12 protein-coding genes are annotated in these 15,787 nt (G+C 68.9%); 9 read left to right on the top strand and 3 right to left on the bottom strand.

Annotation, left to right across the window (positions count from 1 at the left end; all coding sequences use genetic code 11):
• Positions 1-184: 184 nt before the first annotated feature.
• The 7 genes from gmd (at position 185) to AC07OK_RS04120 (ending at position 8,098) form a co-directional block, all read left to right on the top strand.
• Positions 185-1,228 (top strand): GDP-mannose 4,6-dehydratase, encoded by a 1,044-nt coding sequence (gmd, locus tag AC07OK_RS04150; RefSeq protein ID WP_494689093.1) that lies wholly within the window; start codon positions 185-187, stop codon positions 1,226-1,228.
• Positions 1,229-1,238: 10 nt separating this feature from the next.
• Positions 1,239-2,165, top strand: coding sequence for a GDP-mannose 4,6-dehydratase (locus tag AC07OK_RS04145; RefSeq protein WP_494689092.1), 927 nt, complete (start codon positions 1,239-1,241; stop codon positions 2,163-2,165).
• On the top strand, positions 2,162-3,343 hold the full coding sequence (locus AC07OK_RS04140) for a glycosyltransferase family 4 protein (RefSeq protein WP_494689091.1): 1,182 nt from the start codon (positions 2,162-2,164) through the stop codon (positions 3,341-3,343). Before AC07OK_RS04145 ends, AC07OK_RS04140 begins: the two co-directional genes overlap by 4 nt.
• Positions 3,344-3,362: 19 nt before the next feature.
• Positions 3,363-4,487, top strand: coding sequence for a glycosyltransferase family 4 protein (locus AC07OK_RS04135; protein WP_494689090.1), 1,125 nt, complete (start codon positions 3,363-3,365; stop codon positions 4,485-4,487).
• Between the two features lie 200 nt (positions 4,488-4,687).
• The gene (locus AC07OK_RS04130) at positions 4,688-5,407 is read left to right on the top strand and encodes a winged helix-turn-helix domain-containing protein (protein ID WP_494689089.1); all 720 of its coding nucleotides are present in this window, start codon (positions 4,688-4,690) and stop codon (positions 5,405-5,407) included.
• A gap of 1 nt (position 5,408) precedes the next feature.
• Positions 5,409-6,785 carry a sensor histidine kinase gene (locus AC07OK_RS04125; protein ID WP_494689088.1) on the top strand — a complete coding sequence of 459 codons (1,377 nt, stop codon included), beginning with the start codon at positions 5,409-5,411 and terminating at the stop codon, positions 6,783-6,785.
• Positions 6,786-6,880: 95 nt separating this feature from the next.
• Complete coding sequence (locus AC07OK_RS04120) at positions 6,881-8,098, top strand: aminotransferase class I/II-fold pyridoxal phosphate-dependent enzyme (protein ID WP_494689087.1); 1,218 nt, start codon at positions 6,881-6,883, stop codon at positions 8,096-8,098.
• Here AC07OK_RS04120 and AC07OK_RS04115 read toward each other — a convergent pair.
• From AC07OK_RS04115 to AC07OK_RS04105, 3 genes are all read right to left on the bottom strand, one after another.
• Positions 8,095-9,099 (bottom strand): HD domain-containing phosphohydrolase, encoded by a 1,005-nt coding sequence (locus AC07OK_RS04115; RefSeq protein ID WP_494689086.1) that lies wholly within the window; start codon positions 9,097-9,099, stop codon positions 8,095-8,097. The genes AC07OK_RS04120 and AC07OK_RS04115 overlap by 4 nt on opposite strands.
• Positions 9,096-12,512, bottom strand: a complete 3,417-nt coding sequence (locus AC07OK_RS04110; protein WP_494689085.1) for an MHYT domain-containing protein — start codon at positions 12,510-12,512, stop codon at positions 9,096-9,098. Before AC07OK_RS04110 ends, AC07OK_RS04115 begins: the two co-directional genes overlap by 4 nt.
• 63 nt (positions 12,513-12,575) lie before the next feature.
• Positions 12,576-13,544: an alpha/beta fold hydrolase gene (locus AC07OK_RS04105; protein WP_494689084.1), complete on the bottom strand. Its 969-nt coding sequence runs from the start codon at positions 13,542-13,544 to the stop codon at positions 12,576-12,578.
• A 243-nt stretch (positions 13,545-13,787) separates the two neighbouring features.
• Here AC07OK_RS04105 and AC07OK_RS04100 point away from each other — a divergent pair, with 243 nt between their 5' ends.
• Positions 13,788-15,014 (top strand): efflux RND transporter periplasmic adaptor subunit, encoded by a 1,227-nt coding sequence (locus AC07OK_RS04100; RefSeq protein WP_494689083.1) that lies wholly within the window; start codon positions 13,788-13,790, stop codon positions 15,012-15,014.
• Positions 15,011-15,754, top strand: a complete 744-nt coding sequence (locus tag AC07OK_RS04095; protein WP_494689082.1) for an ABC transporter ATP-binding protein — start codon at positions 15,011-15,013, stop codon at positions 15,752-15,754. Before AC07OK_RS04100 ends, AC07OK_RS04095 begins: the two co-directional genes overlap by 4 nt.
• Positions 15,755-15,787 lie beyond the last annotated feature (33 nt).

Raw genomic sequence — 15,787 nt, 5'->3', positions numbered from 1 at the left:
AATGTCAGACTTGACCCCCCCCGCCCTTTTATTGCCCTGGGGGCAATTATTTCAAGTCATCACTGTCGCTGATGGTAACAAGATGTAAGGGATGTAATCGATATAATTGGTGAGAAGTGGGACATTAGCGCTCTGTTACAATAGCGGGTTGTAAAGTCACCCATGATTTGGATGGTCAATCACCATGAATAAAACAAAAAGAGCCCTGATTACGGGCATTACCGGCCAGGATGGCGCTTATCTGGCGGAGCTGCTGCTGGAAAAAGGCTATCACGTCACCGGCACCTATCGCCGCACCAGCTCGGTGAATTTCTGGCGTATCGAGGAACTGGGCATCCAGTCCCATCCGAATCTGAACCTGGTCGAGTACGACCTGACCGACCTGGGCTCCAACATCCGCCTGCTGCAAAGCGCGCAGCCGGACGAGGTCTACAACCTGGCGGCGCAAAGCTTCGTCGGCGTGTCCTTCGAGCAGCCGGTCACCACCGCGGAAATCACCGGCATCGGCCCGGTCAACCTGCTCGAGGCGATCCGCATCGTCAATCCGAAGATCCGCTTCTACCAGGCGTCGACCTCGGAAATGTTCGGCAAGGTGCAGGCCGTGCCGCAGAAGGAAGACACCCCGTTCTACCCGCGCAGCCCGTATGGCGTGGCTAAGCTGTATGCCCACTGGATGACCGTGAACTACCGCGAATCCTATGGCATCTTCGGCTGCTCCGGCATCCTGTTCAACCACGAATCGCCGCTGCGCGGCCGTGAGTTCGTCACCCGCAAGATCACCGACTCGGTGGCCAAGATCCACCTGGGCCAGCTCGACGTGCTGGAACTGGGCAACCTGGACGCCAAGCGCGACTGGGGCTACGCCAAGGAATACGTCGAAGGCATGTGGCGCATCCTGCAGGCCGACGAGCCGGACACCTATGTGCTGGCCACCAACCGCACCGAAACCGTGCGCGACTTCGTCAGCATGGCGTTCAAGGCGGTCGACGTGGCGCTGGCATGGAGCGGCGCAGCCGACCACGAAATCGGCACCTGCAAGAAAACCGGCAAGGTGCTGGTGCGCGTCAATCCGAAGTTCTACCGTCCGGCCGAGGTGGAGCTGCTGATCGGCGACCCGACCAAGGCTGAAAAGGAACTGGGCTGGAAGCCGCAGACCACGCTGGAGCAGTTGTGCCAGATGATGGTCGAGGCCGACCTGCGCCGCAATAAAGCCGGCTTCTCCTTCTAAGGGAGCGACGATGGCAGCTGTAGTCATGGAGGGCGTCGAAGGTGTCGGCAAACGCGCGCTGATCACCGGGCTGACCGGTTTCACCGGCCGCTATGTCGAGCAGGAGCTGCGCGCCGCCGGCTACGAAGTCTACGGCACCATCACGCCCGGCCACGCGCCCGGCGAGCGCCAGTTCGCCGTCGACCTGAACGACCGCGCCGGCCTGGCCGCCGTGGTGGCCCAGGTGCGGCCGGACGTGGTGGCCCACCTGGCCGCCATCGCCTTCGTCGGCCATGGCGACGTCGAACAGATCTACCGCGTCAACCTGGCCGGCACCCGCAACCTGCTGGAAGCGCTGGCCGCCGCCGAGCACCAGCCGTCGGCCGTGCTGCTGGCCTCCAGCGCCAATATCTACGGCAATACCGACGTCGGCGTGATCGGCGAAGACGTGCCGGCCGCGCCGGCCAACGATTACGCGGTCAGCAAGCTGGCCATGGAATACATGGCGCGCCTGTGGCGCGACAGGCTGCCGCTGATCGTGGTGCGGCCGTTCAACTACACCGGCGTCGGCCAGCACGAGAACTTCCTGCTGCCGAAGATCGTCGGCCACTTCCGCCGCCGCGCCGCCGACATCGAGCTGGGCAACCTGCACGTGTGGCGCGATTTTTCCGACGTGCGCACGGTGGCGCAGAGCTACCGCCGCCTGCTGGCCGCCGGCCCCGCCGCCGCCGGCCAGACCTTCAACATCTGCTCCGGCCAGGCCTGGTCGCTGGGCGAGGCGCTGGCCATGATGGCCGACATCGCCGGCTACCCGATCAAGGTCCACGTCAACCCGGCCTTCGTGCGCGCCAATGAAGTGGTGCGGCTGGTCGGCGACAACGCCCGCCTGCAGGCCGTCATCGGCCCGCTGGCGACGCTGCCGCTGGCCGACACGCTGCGCTGGATGTACACGGCGTGAGCGGCGCGCCAAGCACGGCCGCGCGCATGCTGCGCGTGGGCCTGTCCACCACCACCGCCGAACCGGCGCTGACCGGCGGCCGGCTCGACGGCATGGGCGTGTACAGCCGCGCGCTGCTCGAACACCTGCCGCAGGCCGGCGCCGAGGTGCTGCCGTTCTCCTTCCCGTCGCCGGGCGCTAGCGAGCGCCTGACGGTGGGCCGCGCGCTGCCGCTGTCGTTCCCGCTGGCGACGCTGGGCAACCTGCTGTTGCCGTCGTCGGTGCACATGAACGTCAGCCGCCTGGCGGGCCGGGACGCGCCGCCGCTGGACCTGTTCCACGCCACCGACTACCGCATCGTGCGCATGGATTGCCCGGTGGTGGCGACCCTGCACGACGCCGTGCCGATCGCCCATCCCGAGTGGTGCAAGCCGCGCCTGCGCGGCCTGAAGAACTGGCTGCAAATCCAGGCCGCGCGCCGCGCCCAGCACGTGATCACCGGTTCCCACTACTCGATCCGCGAACTGGTCGAATGCTTCGGCGTCGATGAGCGCAAGATCAGCGTGGTGCACCACGGCGTGCGGCCCGAATGGTTCGAGGCGCCGGCGCCCGAGGCGCGCGACGCCACGCTGGCGCGCTACGGCCTCACCGCCGGCTACTTCCTGTTCGTCGGCACGCTGCAGCCGCGCAAGAACGTCGGCCGCTTGCTGCAAGCCTACCTGGCCCTGCCGCCGGTGCTGCGCGCCGCGCGCCAGCTGGTGATCGTCGGCGCGTCCGGCTGGCTCAGCGACGAGCTGGTGGCGCGGATCAAGGCCGCCGGCCAGCGCGGCGAAAACGTCATCTGGCTCAACCAGCTGACCGACGACGCCCAGCTGCACCACCTGTACGCCGGCGCCGGCGCCTTCATCTTCCCGTCGCTGCACGAGGGCTTCGGCCTGCCGCTGGTGGAAGCCTTCGCCAGCGGCGTGCCGGTGGCCACCTCCAACGCCACCTCGCTGCTGGAAGTGGCGCAGGGCGCGGCGCTGGAATTCGATCCGTTGTCGGTGCCGGAAATCACCGCCGCGATGACCACGCTGGCGCGCGACGACGCGCTGCGCCAGCGCTGCATCGCCGCCGGCCACCGCCGCGCGCTCGAACTGACCTGGGATGCCGCGGCGCGCCGCACCGTCGCCGTGTACCGCCAGGTCCTCTCCAATTGAAGCATCACTGAAGCTGCCAATGCGCGTCCTCCATTTTTACAAGACCTATTACCCCGATAGCTGGGGCGGCATCGAGCAAGTGATACGCCAGCTGTGCGTGGGCACCGGCCGCCTCGGCGTCAGCAATGAAGTGCTGACCCTGACGCGCGACCGCGGCCCGACCCGGATCGAGTTCGAAGGCCACACCGTGCACCGCATGCCGCTCGATTTCGAGATCGCCTCCACCGGCTTCTCGTTCGCGGCGATCCGCCAGCTGGCGCGCCTGGCGCGCGAGGCCGACGTGATCCACTACCACTTCCCGTGGCCGTTCATGGACCTGGCCCACTTCATGGCGCGCATCGACAAGCCCAGCGTGGTGACCTACCACTCCGACATCGTGCGCCAGAAAAACCTGCTGCGCGTGTACAGCCCGCTCAAGCGCCGCTTCCTGCGCAGCATCGACACCATCGTCGCCACTTCGCCCAACTACCTGGCCTCGTCGCCGGTGCTCAAGCGCTTCGAACACAAGACCCGCACCATCACCTACGGCCTGGACAAGACCATCTATCCGCAGCCGCCCGCCGCGCTCAAGGACCAGTGGCGCGCGCGCTGCGGCGAGCGCTTCTTCCTGTTCGTCGGCGTGCTGCGCTACTACAAGGGCCTGCACATCCTGCTCGACGCCATGGCCAACCTGGACTACCCGGTGGTGATCGTCGGCGCCGGCCCGATCGAACAGGAGCTCAAGGAGCACGCGCAGCGCCTCGGCCTGACGCATGTGCTGTTCGTCGGCGCGGTCGAGGAGCTCGACAAGGTGGCGCTGCTGGAGCTGTGCTACGCGATGGTGTTCCCGTCGCACCTGCGCTCGGAGGCGTTCGGCATCTCGCTGCTGGAAGGGGCGATGTACGGCAAGCCGATGATCTCCAGCGAGATCGGCACCGGCACCACCTACATCAACCTCGACAACGAGACCGGGCTGGTGGTGCCGCCCGACGACGCGCCGGCCTTCGGCGCCGCCATGCGCACGCTGTGGGAGCAGCCGGAACGGGCCGCCGAGATGGGCCGCCGCGCCGAGGCGCGCTACTGGGAACTGTTCACCGCCGAGACCATGGCGCGCAACTACCATGCGCTGTACCGCGAACTGGCCGGCCGTCCGCGCGCCGCTTGATCTGGCGCAACTGCGCCGTTGGCGGGCGCGGCTATGATGGCGGTCGAACTCCGCGCCCTGCCGATGGTCCTCACCAATGACGCTGCCAAGACGGCGCCACCCCCTGTGCGACGCAACGACGTCGTCCGGGCGGGAGTTCACCTTCCTCTCCGCAGCGCAGGGTAGAATACCCGCCACCACCCTGAATCCCGGAGACCCGCGTGCGCTGCCTGGTTATTGAAGACGAAGCCGAAACCTCGAATTACATCTGCAAGGGGCTGCGCGAAGCGGGCTACCTGGTCAGCGCCTGCGACAACGGCCCCGACGGCCTCGACCTCGCGGTCGGCAACGACTGGGACATCATCATCCTCGACCGCATGCTGCCGGGCCGCATCGACGGCCTGTCCATCGTCGACAAGCTGCGCGCGCTGGGCAAGCAGACCCCGGTCATCATCGTCAGCGCCCTGACCTCGATCGACGCCCGCGTGACCGGCCTGCGCGGCGGCGCCGACGACTACCTGTCCAAGCCGTTCGCCTTTTCCGAACTGCTGGCGCGCATCGAGGCGCTGCAGCGGCGCAGCGCGCCGGGCGCCGACAGCTCGCAGCTGCAGGTGGCGGACCTGAAGCTGGACCTGCGCACCTTGCGCGTCACGCGCGGCGCCAAGGTCATCACGCTGCAGCCGCGCGAGTACCGGCTGCTGGAATACCTGATGCGCAACGTCAACCAGGTGGTGACCCGCACCATGCTGCTCGAATCGGTGTGGGACTACCACTTCGACCCGCAGACCAATGTCATCGACGTCCAGATCAGCCGCCTGCGCGCCAAGGTCGACAAGGATTTCCCCGTCATGCTGATCCACACCTTGCGCGGCGTCGGCTACCGCATGGGGCCGACGTCGCCCGACGAGGCCGGCGCGCTGGCCGCGGGCGGCCCGGCTTGACATGATCACGCTGCGCGCCTCGATCGCCGCCCGGCTGGTGCTGGGCTACGGCGTGCTGGGCACGGCCTCCATCGTGCTGGTGTCGGCGGTGTTCTACCACGGCACGGTGGGCGTGCTGGACCGGGATATCGACGGCCGCATCGTCGCCCAGTCGGACCGTCTGCTGGCCCATGCCGCCGGCCAGGCCGACGGCGCGCTGCTGGCCGAGGTGCGGCGCCAGCTGGCCGACGGCATCGACAGCGACCGCGAAATCTTCCAGCTGCTGGCGGCCGACGGCAAGCCGCTGGCCGGCAACCTGGGTTCGTGGCCGGCGGCCGCCGCGGGCCTCGACGACGGCGCCACCCTGCTCAGCGCCGTGGTCCAGCGCGACGGCCACCGGGCGCCGGCGCGGCTGTACCTGCGCCCGCTGGCGGGCGGCGGCGTGCTCATCGTCGGGCGCGACCTCAGCGAGCAGGAAGCGGTGCGCGGCGTGATCTGGCGCGCGCTGCTGGCCGGCGCCGGCGTGTCGCTGCTGCTGACGGTGGCCGGCGCGCTGCTGTTCCGGCGCGTGGTCGAGCGGCGCCTGGGCGCGATCCGCCGCACCGCCGCCCACATCGAGGCGGGCGACCTCAGTTCGCGCATCCCGGTCAGCGGGCGCGACGAGTTCGCGCTGCTGGGGCGCGACATCAACCGCATGCTCGACCGCATCGAGCTGCTGATGGAAGGCATCCGCCACGTCTCGAACGCCATCGCGCACGACCTGCGCACGCCGCTGGGCCGCGTGCGCAGCAAGCTCGACGACGCGCTGCGGCACGAGGCCACGGTGCCGCGCCTGTCCGGCGCCGCGCACGACGCGATCGAGGACATCGACGACCTGATCCGGCTGTTCGAGCGCCTGCTGCAGATCGCCGAGGCCGAATCGGGCATGCGCAGCCGGCTGTTCGAGCGGCTCGACCTGGGCCACATCGCCACCGACATCGGCGAGATGTACGAGGCCAGCGCCGAGGACTGCGGCGTGAGCCTGACGGTGGACGCGCCCGAGCACCTGTACGTGGACGGCGACCGCAACCTGCTCGCCAGCGCTGTCGCCAGCCTGCTCGACAACGCCATCAAGTACGCCGGGCCCGGCCATGCGATCCATGTGCGCGCCGGCCTGTTCCACGGCGGCCTGGCCACGATCGCGGTGCACGACAACGGCCCCGGCATCCCGGCAACGGAGCGCGGCAAGGTGACCCAGCGTTTCTACCGCCTCGACGACAGCCGCCACCTGCCGGGCAACGGCCTGGGGCTGGCCATCGTCAGCGCCACCGCGCTGGCGCACGGCGGCGAGCTGCTGCTGGAGGACGGCGCGCCGGGCCTGGTGGCGCGCATCCTGCTGCCGCTGGCGCCGTCGTCCTAGACACTGGCTGCTATCCGATCGGTAATGTGACCGCAAGCCTGCGGTAAGCCGGCCGCCGCTAGCATGGAGGGTTACCTACTCAGGCTGGCTTCTTCATGCACGATTTAAGCGACATCGCCGACTGGCTCAAGCACCATCCGGTCCATCCCGCCGCCCAGGGCCACGGCACGCTGCCGGACCCGGTGTTCGTGGCCGGCGGCGAGCGGGTGGTGTCGTTCAGCACCAACAACTACCTGGCGCTGGCCAAGCATCCGCGCCTGGTGGCGGCGGCCAAGGACGGCCTGGACCGCTACGGCGTGGGCAACTGCGAGTCGCGCCTGCTGGGCGGCGACCTGGAGCTCTACCGCACGCTGGAGGCGCGCCTCGGCGCCCTCCACCACAAGAGCGACGCGGTGCTGTTCGTCACCGGCTACATGGCCAATCTCGGCGTGCTGTCGTCCATCGTCAAGGCCGCCGCGCTAGCGCGCCTGCACGGCTACCGCGCCCGCAAGCGCCACAAGTACGCCTACTACTCGGACGAGTACAACCACGTCAGCATCCGCGAGGGCATCCAGATGTCGGGCGCGCTGCGCTACACCTACCGCCACGGCGACATGAACCACCTGGAATCGCTGCTCAAGGCGGGCGCGGCGGAGGGCAGCACGCCGGTCATCGCCAGCGACGGCGTGTTCGCCATGGAAGGCACGATCGCGCCGCTGCCGCAGCTGGTGGCGCTGGCCGAGCGCTATGGCGCGCTGCTGTACCTCGACGACGCCCACGCCACCGGCGTGCTGGGCACCAACGGCGGCGGCACGTCCGAGCACCTGGGCTGCGACAGCCCGTGCATCATGCAGATGGGGACCTTGAGCAAGGCGCTGGGTTCGATCGGCGGCTTCGTCGCCGTCGAGCGCGACGTGGCGGACGTGATCCGTTTGACCAGCTCGGCCTACGGCTACAGCTGCGCGCCGCCGCCGGACCAGGCGGCCGCGTCGCTGGCGGCGCTCGACCTGCTGCAAGAGGAGCCGCAGCGGCGCCAGCGCCTGTGGGACAACCAGCGTTATTTCATCGAGCAGATGGCGCCCTTGGGCTACACCATCTTGTCGACCCAGACGCCGATCCTGCCGGTGCTGGTGGGCGAGGCCGAGACCTGCCAGCGCTACGCGATCGCGCTGCGCAAGGAGGGCATCCAGGTCGACGCGGTGCAGTTCCCGGCGGCGCCGGTGGGCCAGGCGCGGCTGCGCTTCATGATGAACGCCGGCCACACCCGCGCCCAGATCGACCAGGTGGTGCGGGTGATGGCGCAATTGGCCGGCCGCGCCGCGCGGCTGGCTTAGACGCTGCGCTCCGCCCAGCGCCGCTTGATCTCCAGCAGCGCCGGCATCTGCGTCAGGAACAGGTCGACCAGTTCGGCGTCGAAGTGCTTGCCGCGCTGCTGTTCCAGGTATTCCACCGCCTGCGGAATCGGCCATTCCGGCTTGTAGGGCCGGGCCGAGGTCAGCGCGTCGAACACGTCGGCGATGGCGACGATGCGCCCCACCAGCGGGATCTGCTCGCCGGCCAGGCCGTTCGGGTAGCCGCTGCCGTCCCATTTCTCGTGATGCGTGATCGCCACCTGGTGCGCCATCGCCAGCATGCCGCCCGGGTGCTGGCCGATGATGTCGCCGCCGATCGCGGCGTGGGTCTGCATCACCTTCCACTCCGCCGTCTCCAGCGGGCCGGGCTTTTGCAGGATCTTGTCCGGGATGCCGATCTTGCCGACGTCGTGCATCGGCGCCGCGTGCAGCAGGTCGTCCGCCTCGGCCTCGCTCATGCCGGCGGCGCGGCCCAGGATGCGCGAGTAGTGGCTCATGCGGATCACGTGCAGGCCGGTTTCATTGTCCTTGTATTCGGCCGCCAGGCCCAGCCGCTGGACGATCTCCAGCCGGGTGCGGGTCAGCTCGTCCATGCGCACCAGCGACAGGTGGGTGCGCACGCGGGCGCGCACGATGGGCGGGCTGACCGGCTTGGTGATGTAGTCGACCGCGCCGGCCTCGAAGCCGACCACTTCGTCGCTGGCGTCGTTGAGCGCGGTGACGAAGATCACCGGGATGGCGGCGCTGGCCTCGTCGTCCTTCAATTGCTTGCATACTTCGTAGCCGGTCATGCCGGGCATCATGACGTCGAGCAGGATCAGCTGCGGCCGCTCCTGGCGCGCCAGTTCCAGCGCGCGCGGGCCGTCCTTGGCGAACAGCAGGCGGTACTGGTCCTGCAGGATGTGGCGCAGCAGCTGCAGGTTGCTGGCCTCGTCGTCGACCGCCAGGATCAGTGGCAGGTCGTTGGTGGGGTCTTTGATCATGGGGTCTCCTTGGCCAGGTCGGCGGCCAGTTCCAGCAGCGTGGCATGGGCTTGTGGGAAGTCGAAATCGTTGAGCGCGGCGTGCAGCGCCGCCAGCTGCTGCGCCAGCGCGGCCGGCAGGCCGGCGCCGTTCATGGCGCCGGCCAGCGCGGCCAGCGCGGCGTCGTCCAGCGCGCCGCGCCGCAGCGGCGGCAGCAGCGCCTGCGCCGCCGCGTGCGCGCGCGCCGCGTCGAAGGACGGCGCCGCGGCCGCCACGGCGGCGGCCTGTTCGCGTTCGCGCTGCACGGCGCGCGGGGTTTCGATGGCGTGGATCGCGCTCAGCGCCGCGTCCAGCTGCGAGGTCAGCATGCGCTGCACCTGCGCCAGTTCGGTCGGCAGGGTGGCCGTGCCGGCCTCGCGCTGCGGCGAGCCGCACAGCTTTTCGGCCTGCGCCAGGGTGGCGGCCAGCTGCTCCAGCCCGAGGTTGGCGGCCACGCCGCGCACCTTGTGGCAGCAGGCCTGCGCCTCGGTCAGCCGGGTCTCGCTGTCGCTGGCGAACAGCCGCGCCAGCGCGGTGGCGGCGTCGCCGTAGTCGGTGGCGAAGCGGTGCAGCGCCTGGTGGTATTTGACTTCGTCGCCGGACCAGCGCTGCAGGCCGGTCTTCTGGTTCAGCACGCGCGCGCGCGCCGGCGCGTCGGCCGCGGCCGGCGCCTGCTCCAGCGGCGGCAGCGCCAGCACGCGGGCGATCTCATGCGACAGCCCATACCAGTCCACCGGCTTGGAGGCGAAGCCGTTCATGCCGGCGGCGGCGGCGGCCTCGCGGTGCGCCGCCAGCACGCTGGCGGTCATGGCGACGATCGGGATGGCCGCCGCGCCGGCCGTGCGCTCGCGCGCGCGGATGGCGCGGGTCGCCGCCAGGCCGTCCATCAGCGGCATCTGCATGTCCATCAGGATCAGGTCGTAGGTGCGCTCGGCCGACAGCCGCAGCGCGGCGGCGCCGTCGCCGGCCCGCTCCAGCGCGTGGCCGCGCTTGTGCATCAGCAAGGTCAGCAGCTCCAGGTTTTGCGGCACGTCGTCGGCCGCCAGCACCCGCAGCGGCGGCAACGGATAGGGGCTGCGCTCGGCGGCCTGGCTGCTGTCGTGGCGGGCCGGCTCGAGCGGCAGGCGCAGGTGGAAGGTGGTGCCCTGGCCGGGCGTGCTCTCGGCCCACAGCGTGCCGCCCATCAGCGCCACCAGCTGGCGGCTGATGGTGGTGCCCAGGCCGGTGCCGCCGAAGCGCCGCGTCATCGACGGGTCGGCCTGGGTGAAGGGGTCGAAGATCGCCTCCAGCCGCTCCGGCGCGATGCCGATGCCGGTGTCCTGCACCGCGATCTCGAGCTGGCCCTGGGCCGCGCTGGCGCGCAGGCTGACGCTGCCGGCGGCGGTGAACTTGATGGCGTTGTCGAGCAGGTTGCCGAGGATCTGGCGCATGCGCAGCTCGTCGCCGTGCAGCCAGGCCGGCAGCGACGGGTCGTACGCGATGTCGATGGCCAGGCCCTTGCTGCGGGCGTTGCTGCCGAAGGTGGAGGCCAGCTCGTCGATCAGGCCCAGCAGGCTGTAGTCGTCCGGCTCCAGCTCCACCGCGCCCTTGTCGAGCTTGGCGGTGTCGAGGATTTCGTTGAGCAGGCGCAGCAGCGAGCGGCCTTCCTTGCGCACCGTGTCCAGGTGGCGCCGCTGGTTGTCGTCCAGTTCGGTGTCCAGCAGCACGTCGGTGAAGCCGAGGATGGCGTTCATCGGGGTGCGGATTTCATGGCTCATATTGGCCACGAAGCTGGCGCGCGCGGCGGCCGCCTGCTCGGCCGTCTCCTTGGCCTTGCGCAGCTCCTGCTCCATCTGGCGCCGTTCGCTGATGTCGAGGATGACGCCGTCGATCCAGCGCTGCCCGGGATCGCTTTCATCCTGGCTCACTGCGCCGTGCTCCCACATCCAGCTGGTGTGGCCGTCGGCGTGGCGCAGCCGGTATTCGACCTGGTAGGCGCTGGTGTCGGCGACCGCGCGGTCGATTTCCGCCTCCACGCCGGCGCGGTCTTCCGGCACGATCAGGCTGCCCAGCGTGCGGCTGCGGTGCTCGCCGACGAAGTCGCTGGCCGGGTAGCCGGCCAGGCGCTCGATGCCGTCGCTGACGAACACCGGCGGCGCGTCGAAGCGCATGCTGCTGCGGAAGGAGATGCCGGGGATGTTGCCGATCAGCGAGCGGAACTGCTGCTCGCTGTCGCGCAGCGCCTGCATGATGGCGCGCCGCTCGCTGATGTCGGTGATGAACAGCACGAACAGGTCGCGCTCGGCCAGCCGCGCGTGGCCCAGCGCGCGCCGGATCGGCACGCGGCTGCGGTCCTTGCGCAGCGCGATCACTTCGCTGCCCTGGCCGGGGATGGCCGAGTTTTCGGTGCGCAGGTAGTTGAGCAGGCCGTCCTGCTCGGAGCGCTGGGTGTCGTCCATCAGGATGCGGATGTTCTGGCCGACGATTTCGTCGCGGCGCCAGCCGAAGATGCGTTCGGCCGAGGCGTTGAATTCGTGCACCAGGCCGTCGCGGTCGACGGTCACCACGCCGTCGATGGTGGTGGTGAGCAGGGCGCGCATCCAGGCTTCGCTTTCGCTTTTCTGGCGGAACAGTTCGCGGTAGCGCAGCAGGCCGTTGGCCGACATGATGAAGATGGTGATGGCGATGGTGATCAGCGAGATCGCCAGCGCCAGGAAGGTGCTGCTCTGTTCGGGCGCGGCGCCGGCCAGCGGGCGGCCGGCGAAGCGGGCGGCGGCCATGCCGGTGTAGTGCATGCCGGCGATGGCGCAGCCCATGACGGTGGCGCTGATCGCGCCCAGCACGCTCGACGGCAGGCGGGTGTGCAGCCGCAGGCCGAAGCGCACCCACAGCGCCAAGGTGGCCAGCACCACGGCCACCACGATCGACAGGCCGAACATCAGCGGATCGTAGTACAGCTCGAAGGACATGCGCATCGCCGCCATGCCGGTGTAGTGCATGGCGCCGATGCCGGCGCCCACCAGCAGGCCGCCCAGCAGCAGCGAGCCGGCGCCGATCTGGCGGCGGCTGATGAGGGACAGGGCGATGGCCGAGGCGGCCAGGCTGGGCAGCACCGACAGCATGGTGGTGACGTGGTCGTAGTCGACCTCGGTGCACAGGTTGAAGGCCAGCATGCCGATGAAGTGCATGGCCCAGACGCCGCAGCCCAGCGCCAGGCTGCCGGTGCCGAGCATGATGGCGCGCAGGCTGCGGCTCTTGCTGGACTGGGCCTGCGCCACCACCTGCAAGCCCATCCAGGACGAGAAGATGGCTATCAAGATGGAGAGCAGCACCAGCGTCGGCGTGTAGGTGCCGTATTGGATCAGGGACGGGTCGGTCGGGGGCGCAAACAGCCGCAGGAGAGTATCAATATTCATAAGGTTTCCGCTGGGCGAACTGGCACAGCAGAAACCTTATCACATAACAAGCACCGGGTTGTATCAGGATTTTGCGAAGGCCAGGAAATCGGCGTGGAAGCGGTCCTTGTGGGTGTCGGTCAGGCCGTGCGGCGCGCCGGGGTAGGTGAGCAGTGTGGCGTGCGGCACGAGCTTGGCGGCGGCGCGGCCGGCGGCATCGATCGGCACCACCTGGTCGTCCTCGCCATGGATGATCAGGGTCGGCTTGTCGAATTTTTTCAGGTCGTCGCGGAAGTCGGTTTCCGAGAAGGCCTTGATCGAGTCGTAGGTGTTCTTGTGGCCGCCCTGCATGCCCTGGTTGTAGAAGGCGTTGATCAGCGCCTGCGACGGCTTGGCGCCCGGGCGGTTGTAGTTGAAGAACGGGCCCGAGGCGAAGTCCAGGTACAACTGGCCGCGGTTGGCGATCGAGGCGGCGCGGATGCCGTCGAACACCTCGACCGGCAGGCCGCCGGGGTTGGTGGCGGTCTTGGCCATCAGCGGCGTCACCGCCGACACCAGCGCCAGCTTGGCCACGCGCCTGGTGCCGTGGCGGCCCACGTAGCGCGCCACCTCGCCGCCGCCGGTGGAGAAGCCGGCCAGGATGATGTTCTTCAAATCCAGCGCTTCGATCAGCTGCGCCAGGTCGTCGGCGTAGTGGTCCATGTCGTTGCCGTCCCACGGCTGGCTGGAACGGCCGTGGCCGCGGCGGTCGTGGCTGACCACGCGGAAGCCGTTGCTGGCCAGGTGGAAGGCGGCCGACTCCCAGCTGTCGGCGTTGAGCGGCCAGCCGTGGCTGAGGATCACCGGCTGGCCGCCGCGCGGGCCCCAGTCCTTGTAGTAGATCTCGACGCCGTCGCGGGTGGTGATGGTGCTGGCGGTCTTGGCAACCTTGCCGAACGCGGCGGCCTGGCTGTCGCCGCTGACGGCGGCCAGCGGCAGGGCGGCAGCCACGGCGGCGACGGCGCTGCCGACCAGGGCGTTGCGGCGGGAGGGATTGCTGGCGTTGCTGGACATGATGGGCTTCCTTGGTGAGTGATGATGTGGCCCATGGTAGGCAGGAACGGCCGGGCCGGGAACGCCCAGACGGGCTATCCCGGACTGCGACTTTGCACATACCGCGATCGGGTGGCCTGGCGCTCCGTCCAACGGTGGAGCCGCAGACAAAATCCTTGCCATGTTGCATTCCTTGCAAAACGCCATATACTTGGCGGGCTGATCCGCATATCGCCGGATCTCACCTATGGGACTCACGAAACGATGGCTTTCCTGACCAAGAAGAAGATAGCGCTGGCCATCGGCCTGCTCGTGATCGGTGGCGCCAGCGCCGCCTGGTATTCCAAAAGCAAGACCCCGGTGCTCGAGGCGCCGCGCTTCCGCGTGGCCGCCGCCGACACCGGCAACATCACGCAGACGGTGACGGCCACCGGCACCATCAACCCGGTGGCGCTGATCAACATCGGCTCGCAGGTGTCGGGCACGGTGAGCGAGCTGAAGGCGGACTTCAACGACCATGTGAAAAAAGGCCAGGTGCTGCTCAAGCTGGACCCGACCATCTTCAACGCCCAGATCCGCCAGGTCGAGGCGCAGCTGGCGTCGGCGCGGGCCAGCCTGCGGCTGGCGCAGGCCACCCACCAGCGCAACCAGACGCTGGTGACGCAGAGCTACATCTCGCCGCTGGCGCTGGACCAGTCCAAGCGCGAGGTCGACGTGGCGACGGCCAACATCCAGCTGGCGCAGGCGCAGCTGGCGCGCGCCCAGGCCGACCTCGACAACAGCGTGATCCGCTCGCCGATCGACGGCGTCATCATCAAGCGCACGGTGGACCTGGGCCAGACCGTGGCGGCCTCGTTCACCACGCCGACCCTGTTCCAGATCGCCCGCGACCTGACCAAGATGCAGATCGACACCAGCGTCTCGGAGGCCGACGTCGGCGCGCTCAAGGATGGCCAGGCGGCCCGCTTCGTGGTCGACGCCTATCCGGACAAGGAGTTCGACGCCCGCATGCGCCAGTTCCGGCTGGCCGCCAACGTGGTGCAGAACGTGGTCACCTACAACGTGGTGCTGGACGTGGACAACACCGAGGAGCTGCTCAAGCCGGGCATGACGGCGCAGGTGCGCCTGCTGGTGGGCAACCGCCAGCAGGTGCTGCGCATCCCGACCGCCGCGCTGCGCTTCCGCCTGAGCGACGAGGAGATCGAGAAGCAGGCCAAGAAGGACAAGGCGGCCAAGGCCGGCGGCGCCGGCGCCTCGGCCAGCGCCGTGGCCGACACGCCGCCGCCGGAAGACGACGCCGCCTTCCGCAGCAAGAGCGAACTGGCGCGCTCGTTCAAGATCTACACCATGGACGACAAGAACAACCCGGTGGCCAGGGACATCAAGATCGGCCTGTCGAACTTCCGCTACACCGAGGTGGTCGGCGGCGGGCTGAAGAAGGGCGACAAGGTGATCACCCGCGCCATCAACGAGAAGCAGGGCGAGCTGTGACGGCGCCGCAACCGCTGATCGATATCCGCCAGGTCACCAAGAGCTACTTTTCCGGCAACGTCGAGACCCAGGTGCTGTTCGGCATCGACCTGGCCGTGCCGCGCGGCGACTTCCTGGCGGTGATGGGCCAGTCCGGCTCGGGCAAGTCGACCCTGATGAATATCTTCGGCTGCCTGGATCAGGCCACCGGCGGCAGCTACCACCTCAACGGCGTCGACACGCTGACCTTGTCGCGCGCCGAGCTGGCGACCATCCGCAACCGCACCATCGGCTTCGTGTTCCAGAGCTTCAACCTGATCAAGCGCATGAGCGTGGCGGAGAACGTGGCGCTGCCGCTGATCTACGCCGGCGTCTCGCGCGGCAAGGCGCACGCCAAGGCGCTGGTGGAGCTGGAGCGGGTCGGCCTGAAGGACTACGCCAGGCGCACGCCGAACCAGCTGTCCGGCGGCCAGCAGCAGCGGGTGGCGATCGCCCGCGCGCTGGTGGGCGATCCGCCGCTGATCCTGGCCGACGAGCCGACCGGCAACCTCGACACCCAGACCAGCGAGGAGATCATGCGCTCCTTCCAGCAGCTCAACGACGAGCGCGGCATCACCATCCTGCTGGTCACGCACGAGCCGGACATCGCGGCCTACAGCAAGCGGCTGATGCGGCTCAAGGACGGCCATGTGCTGTACGACGGCCCGGCCGCCGAAGGCCTGCGGCTGATGTCGCAGGGCCATGAATCCATAACCGTATAAACGATATGAATCCTTTACAGATAGTGGTCGAGG

Source organism: Duganella sp. GW821-FHT07G03 (genome assembly GCF_059418605.1).
The sequence above is the reverse complement of the archived record's forward strand: the minus strand, read 5'-3'. Positions and strand labels throughout refer to the sequence as shown.

What these genes read in the sequence shown, in the direction of transcription:
- gmd (WP_494689093.1), top strand. Translation starts at nt 185, where the DNA reads ATGAATAAAACAAAAAGAGCCCTGATTACGGGCATTACCGGCCAGGAT.
- AC07OK_RS04145 (WP_494689092.1), top strand. Translation starts at nt 1,239, where the DNA reads ATGGCAGCTGTAGTCATGGAGGGCGTCGAAGGTGTCGGCAAACGCGCG.
- AC07OK_RS04135 (WP_494689090.1), top strand. Translation starts at nt 3,363, where the DNA reads ATGCGCGTCCTCCATTTTTACAAGACCTATTACCCCGATAGCTGGGGC.
- AC07OK_RS04125 (WP_494689088.1), top strand. Translation starts at nt 5,409, where the DNA reads ATGATCACGCTGCGCGCCTCGATCGCCGCCCGGCTGGTGCTGGGCTAC.
- AC07OK_RS04120 (WP_494689087.1), top strand. Translation starts at nt 6,881, where the DNA reads ATGCACGATTTAAGCGACATCGCCGACTGGCTCAAGCACCATCCGGTC.
- AC07OK_RS04115 (WP_494689086.1), bottom strand. Translation starts at nt 9,099, where the DNA reads ATGATCAAAGACCCCACCAACGACCTGCCACTGATCCTGGCGGTCGAC.
- AC07OK_RS04110 (WP_494689085.1), bottom strand. Translation starts at nt 12,512, where the DNA reads ATGAATATTGATACTCTCCTGCGGCTGTTTGCGCCCCCGACCGACCCG.
- AC07OK_RS04105 (WP_494689084.1), bottom strand. Translation starts at nt 13,544, where the DNA reads ATGTCCAGCAACGCCAGCAATCCCTCCCGCCGCAACGCCCTGGTCGGC.
- AC07OK_RS04100 (WP_494689083.1), top strand. Translation starts at nt 13,788, where the DNA reads ATGGCTTTCCTGACCAAGAAGAAGATAGCGCTGGCCATCGGCCTGCTC.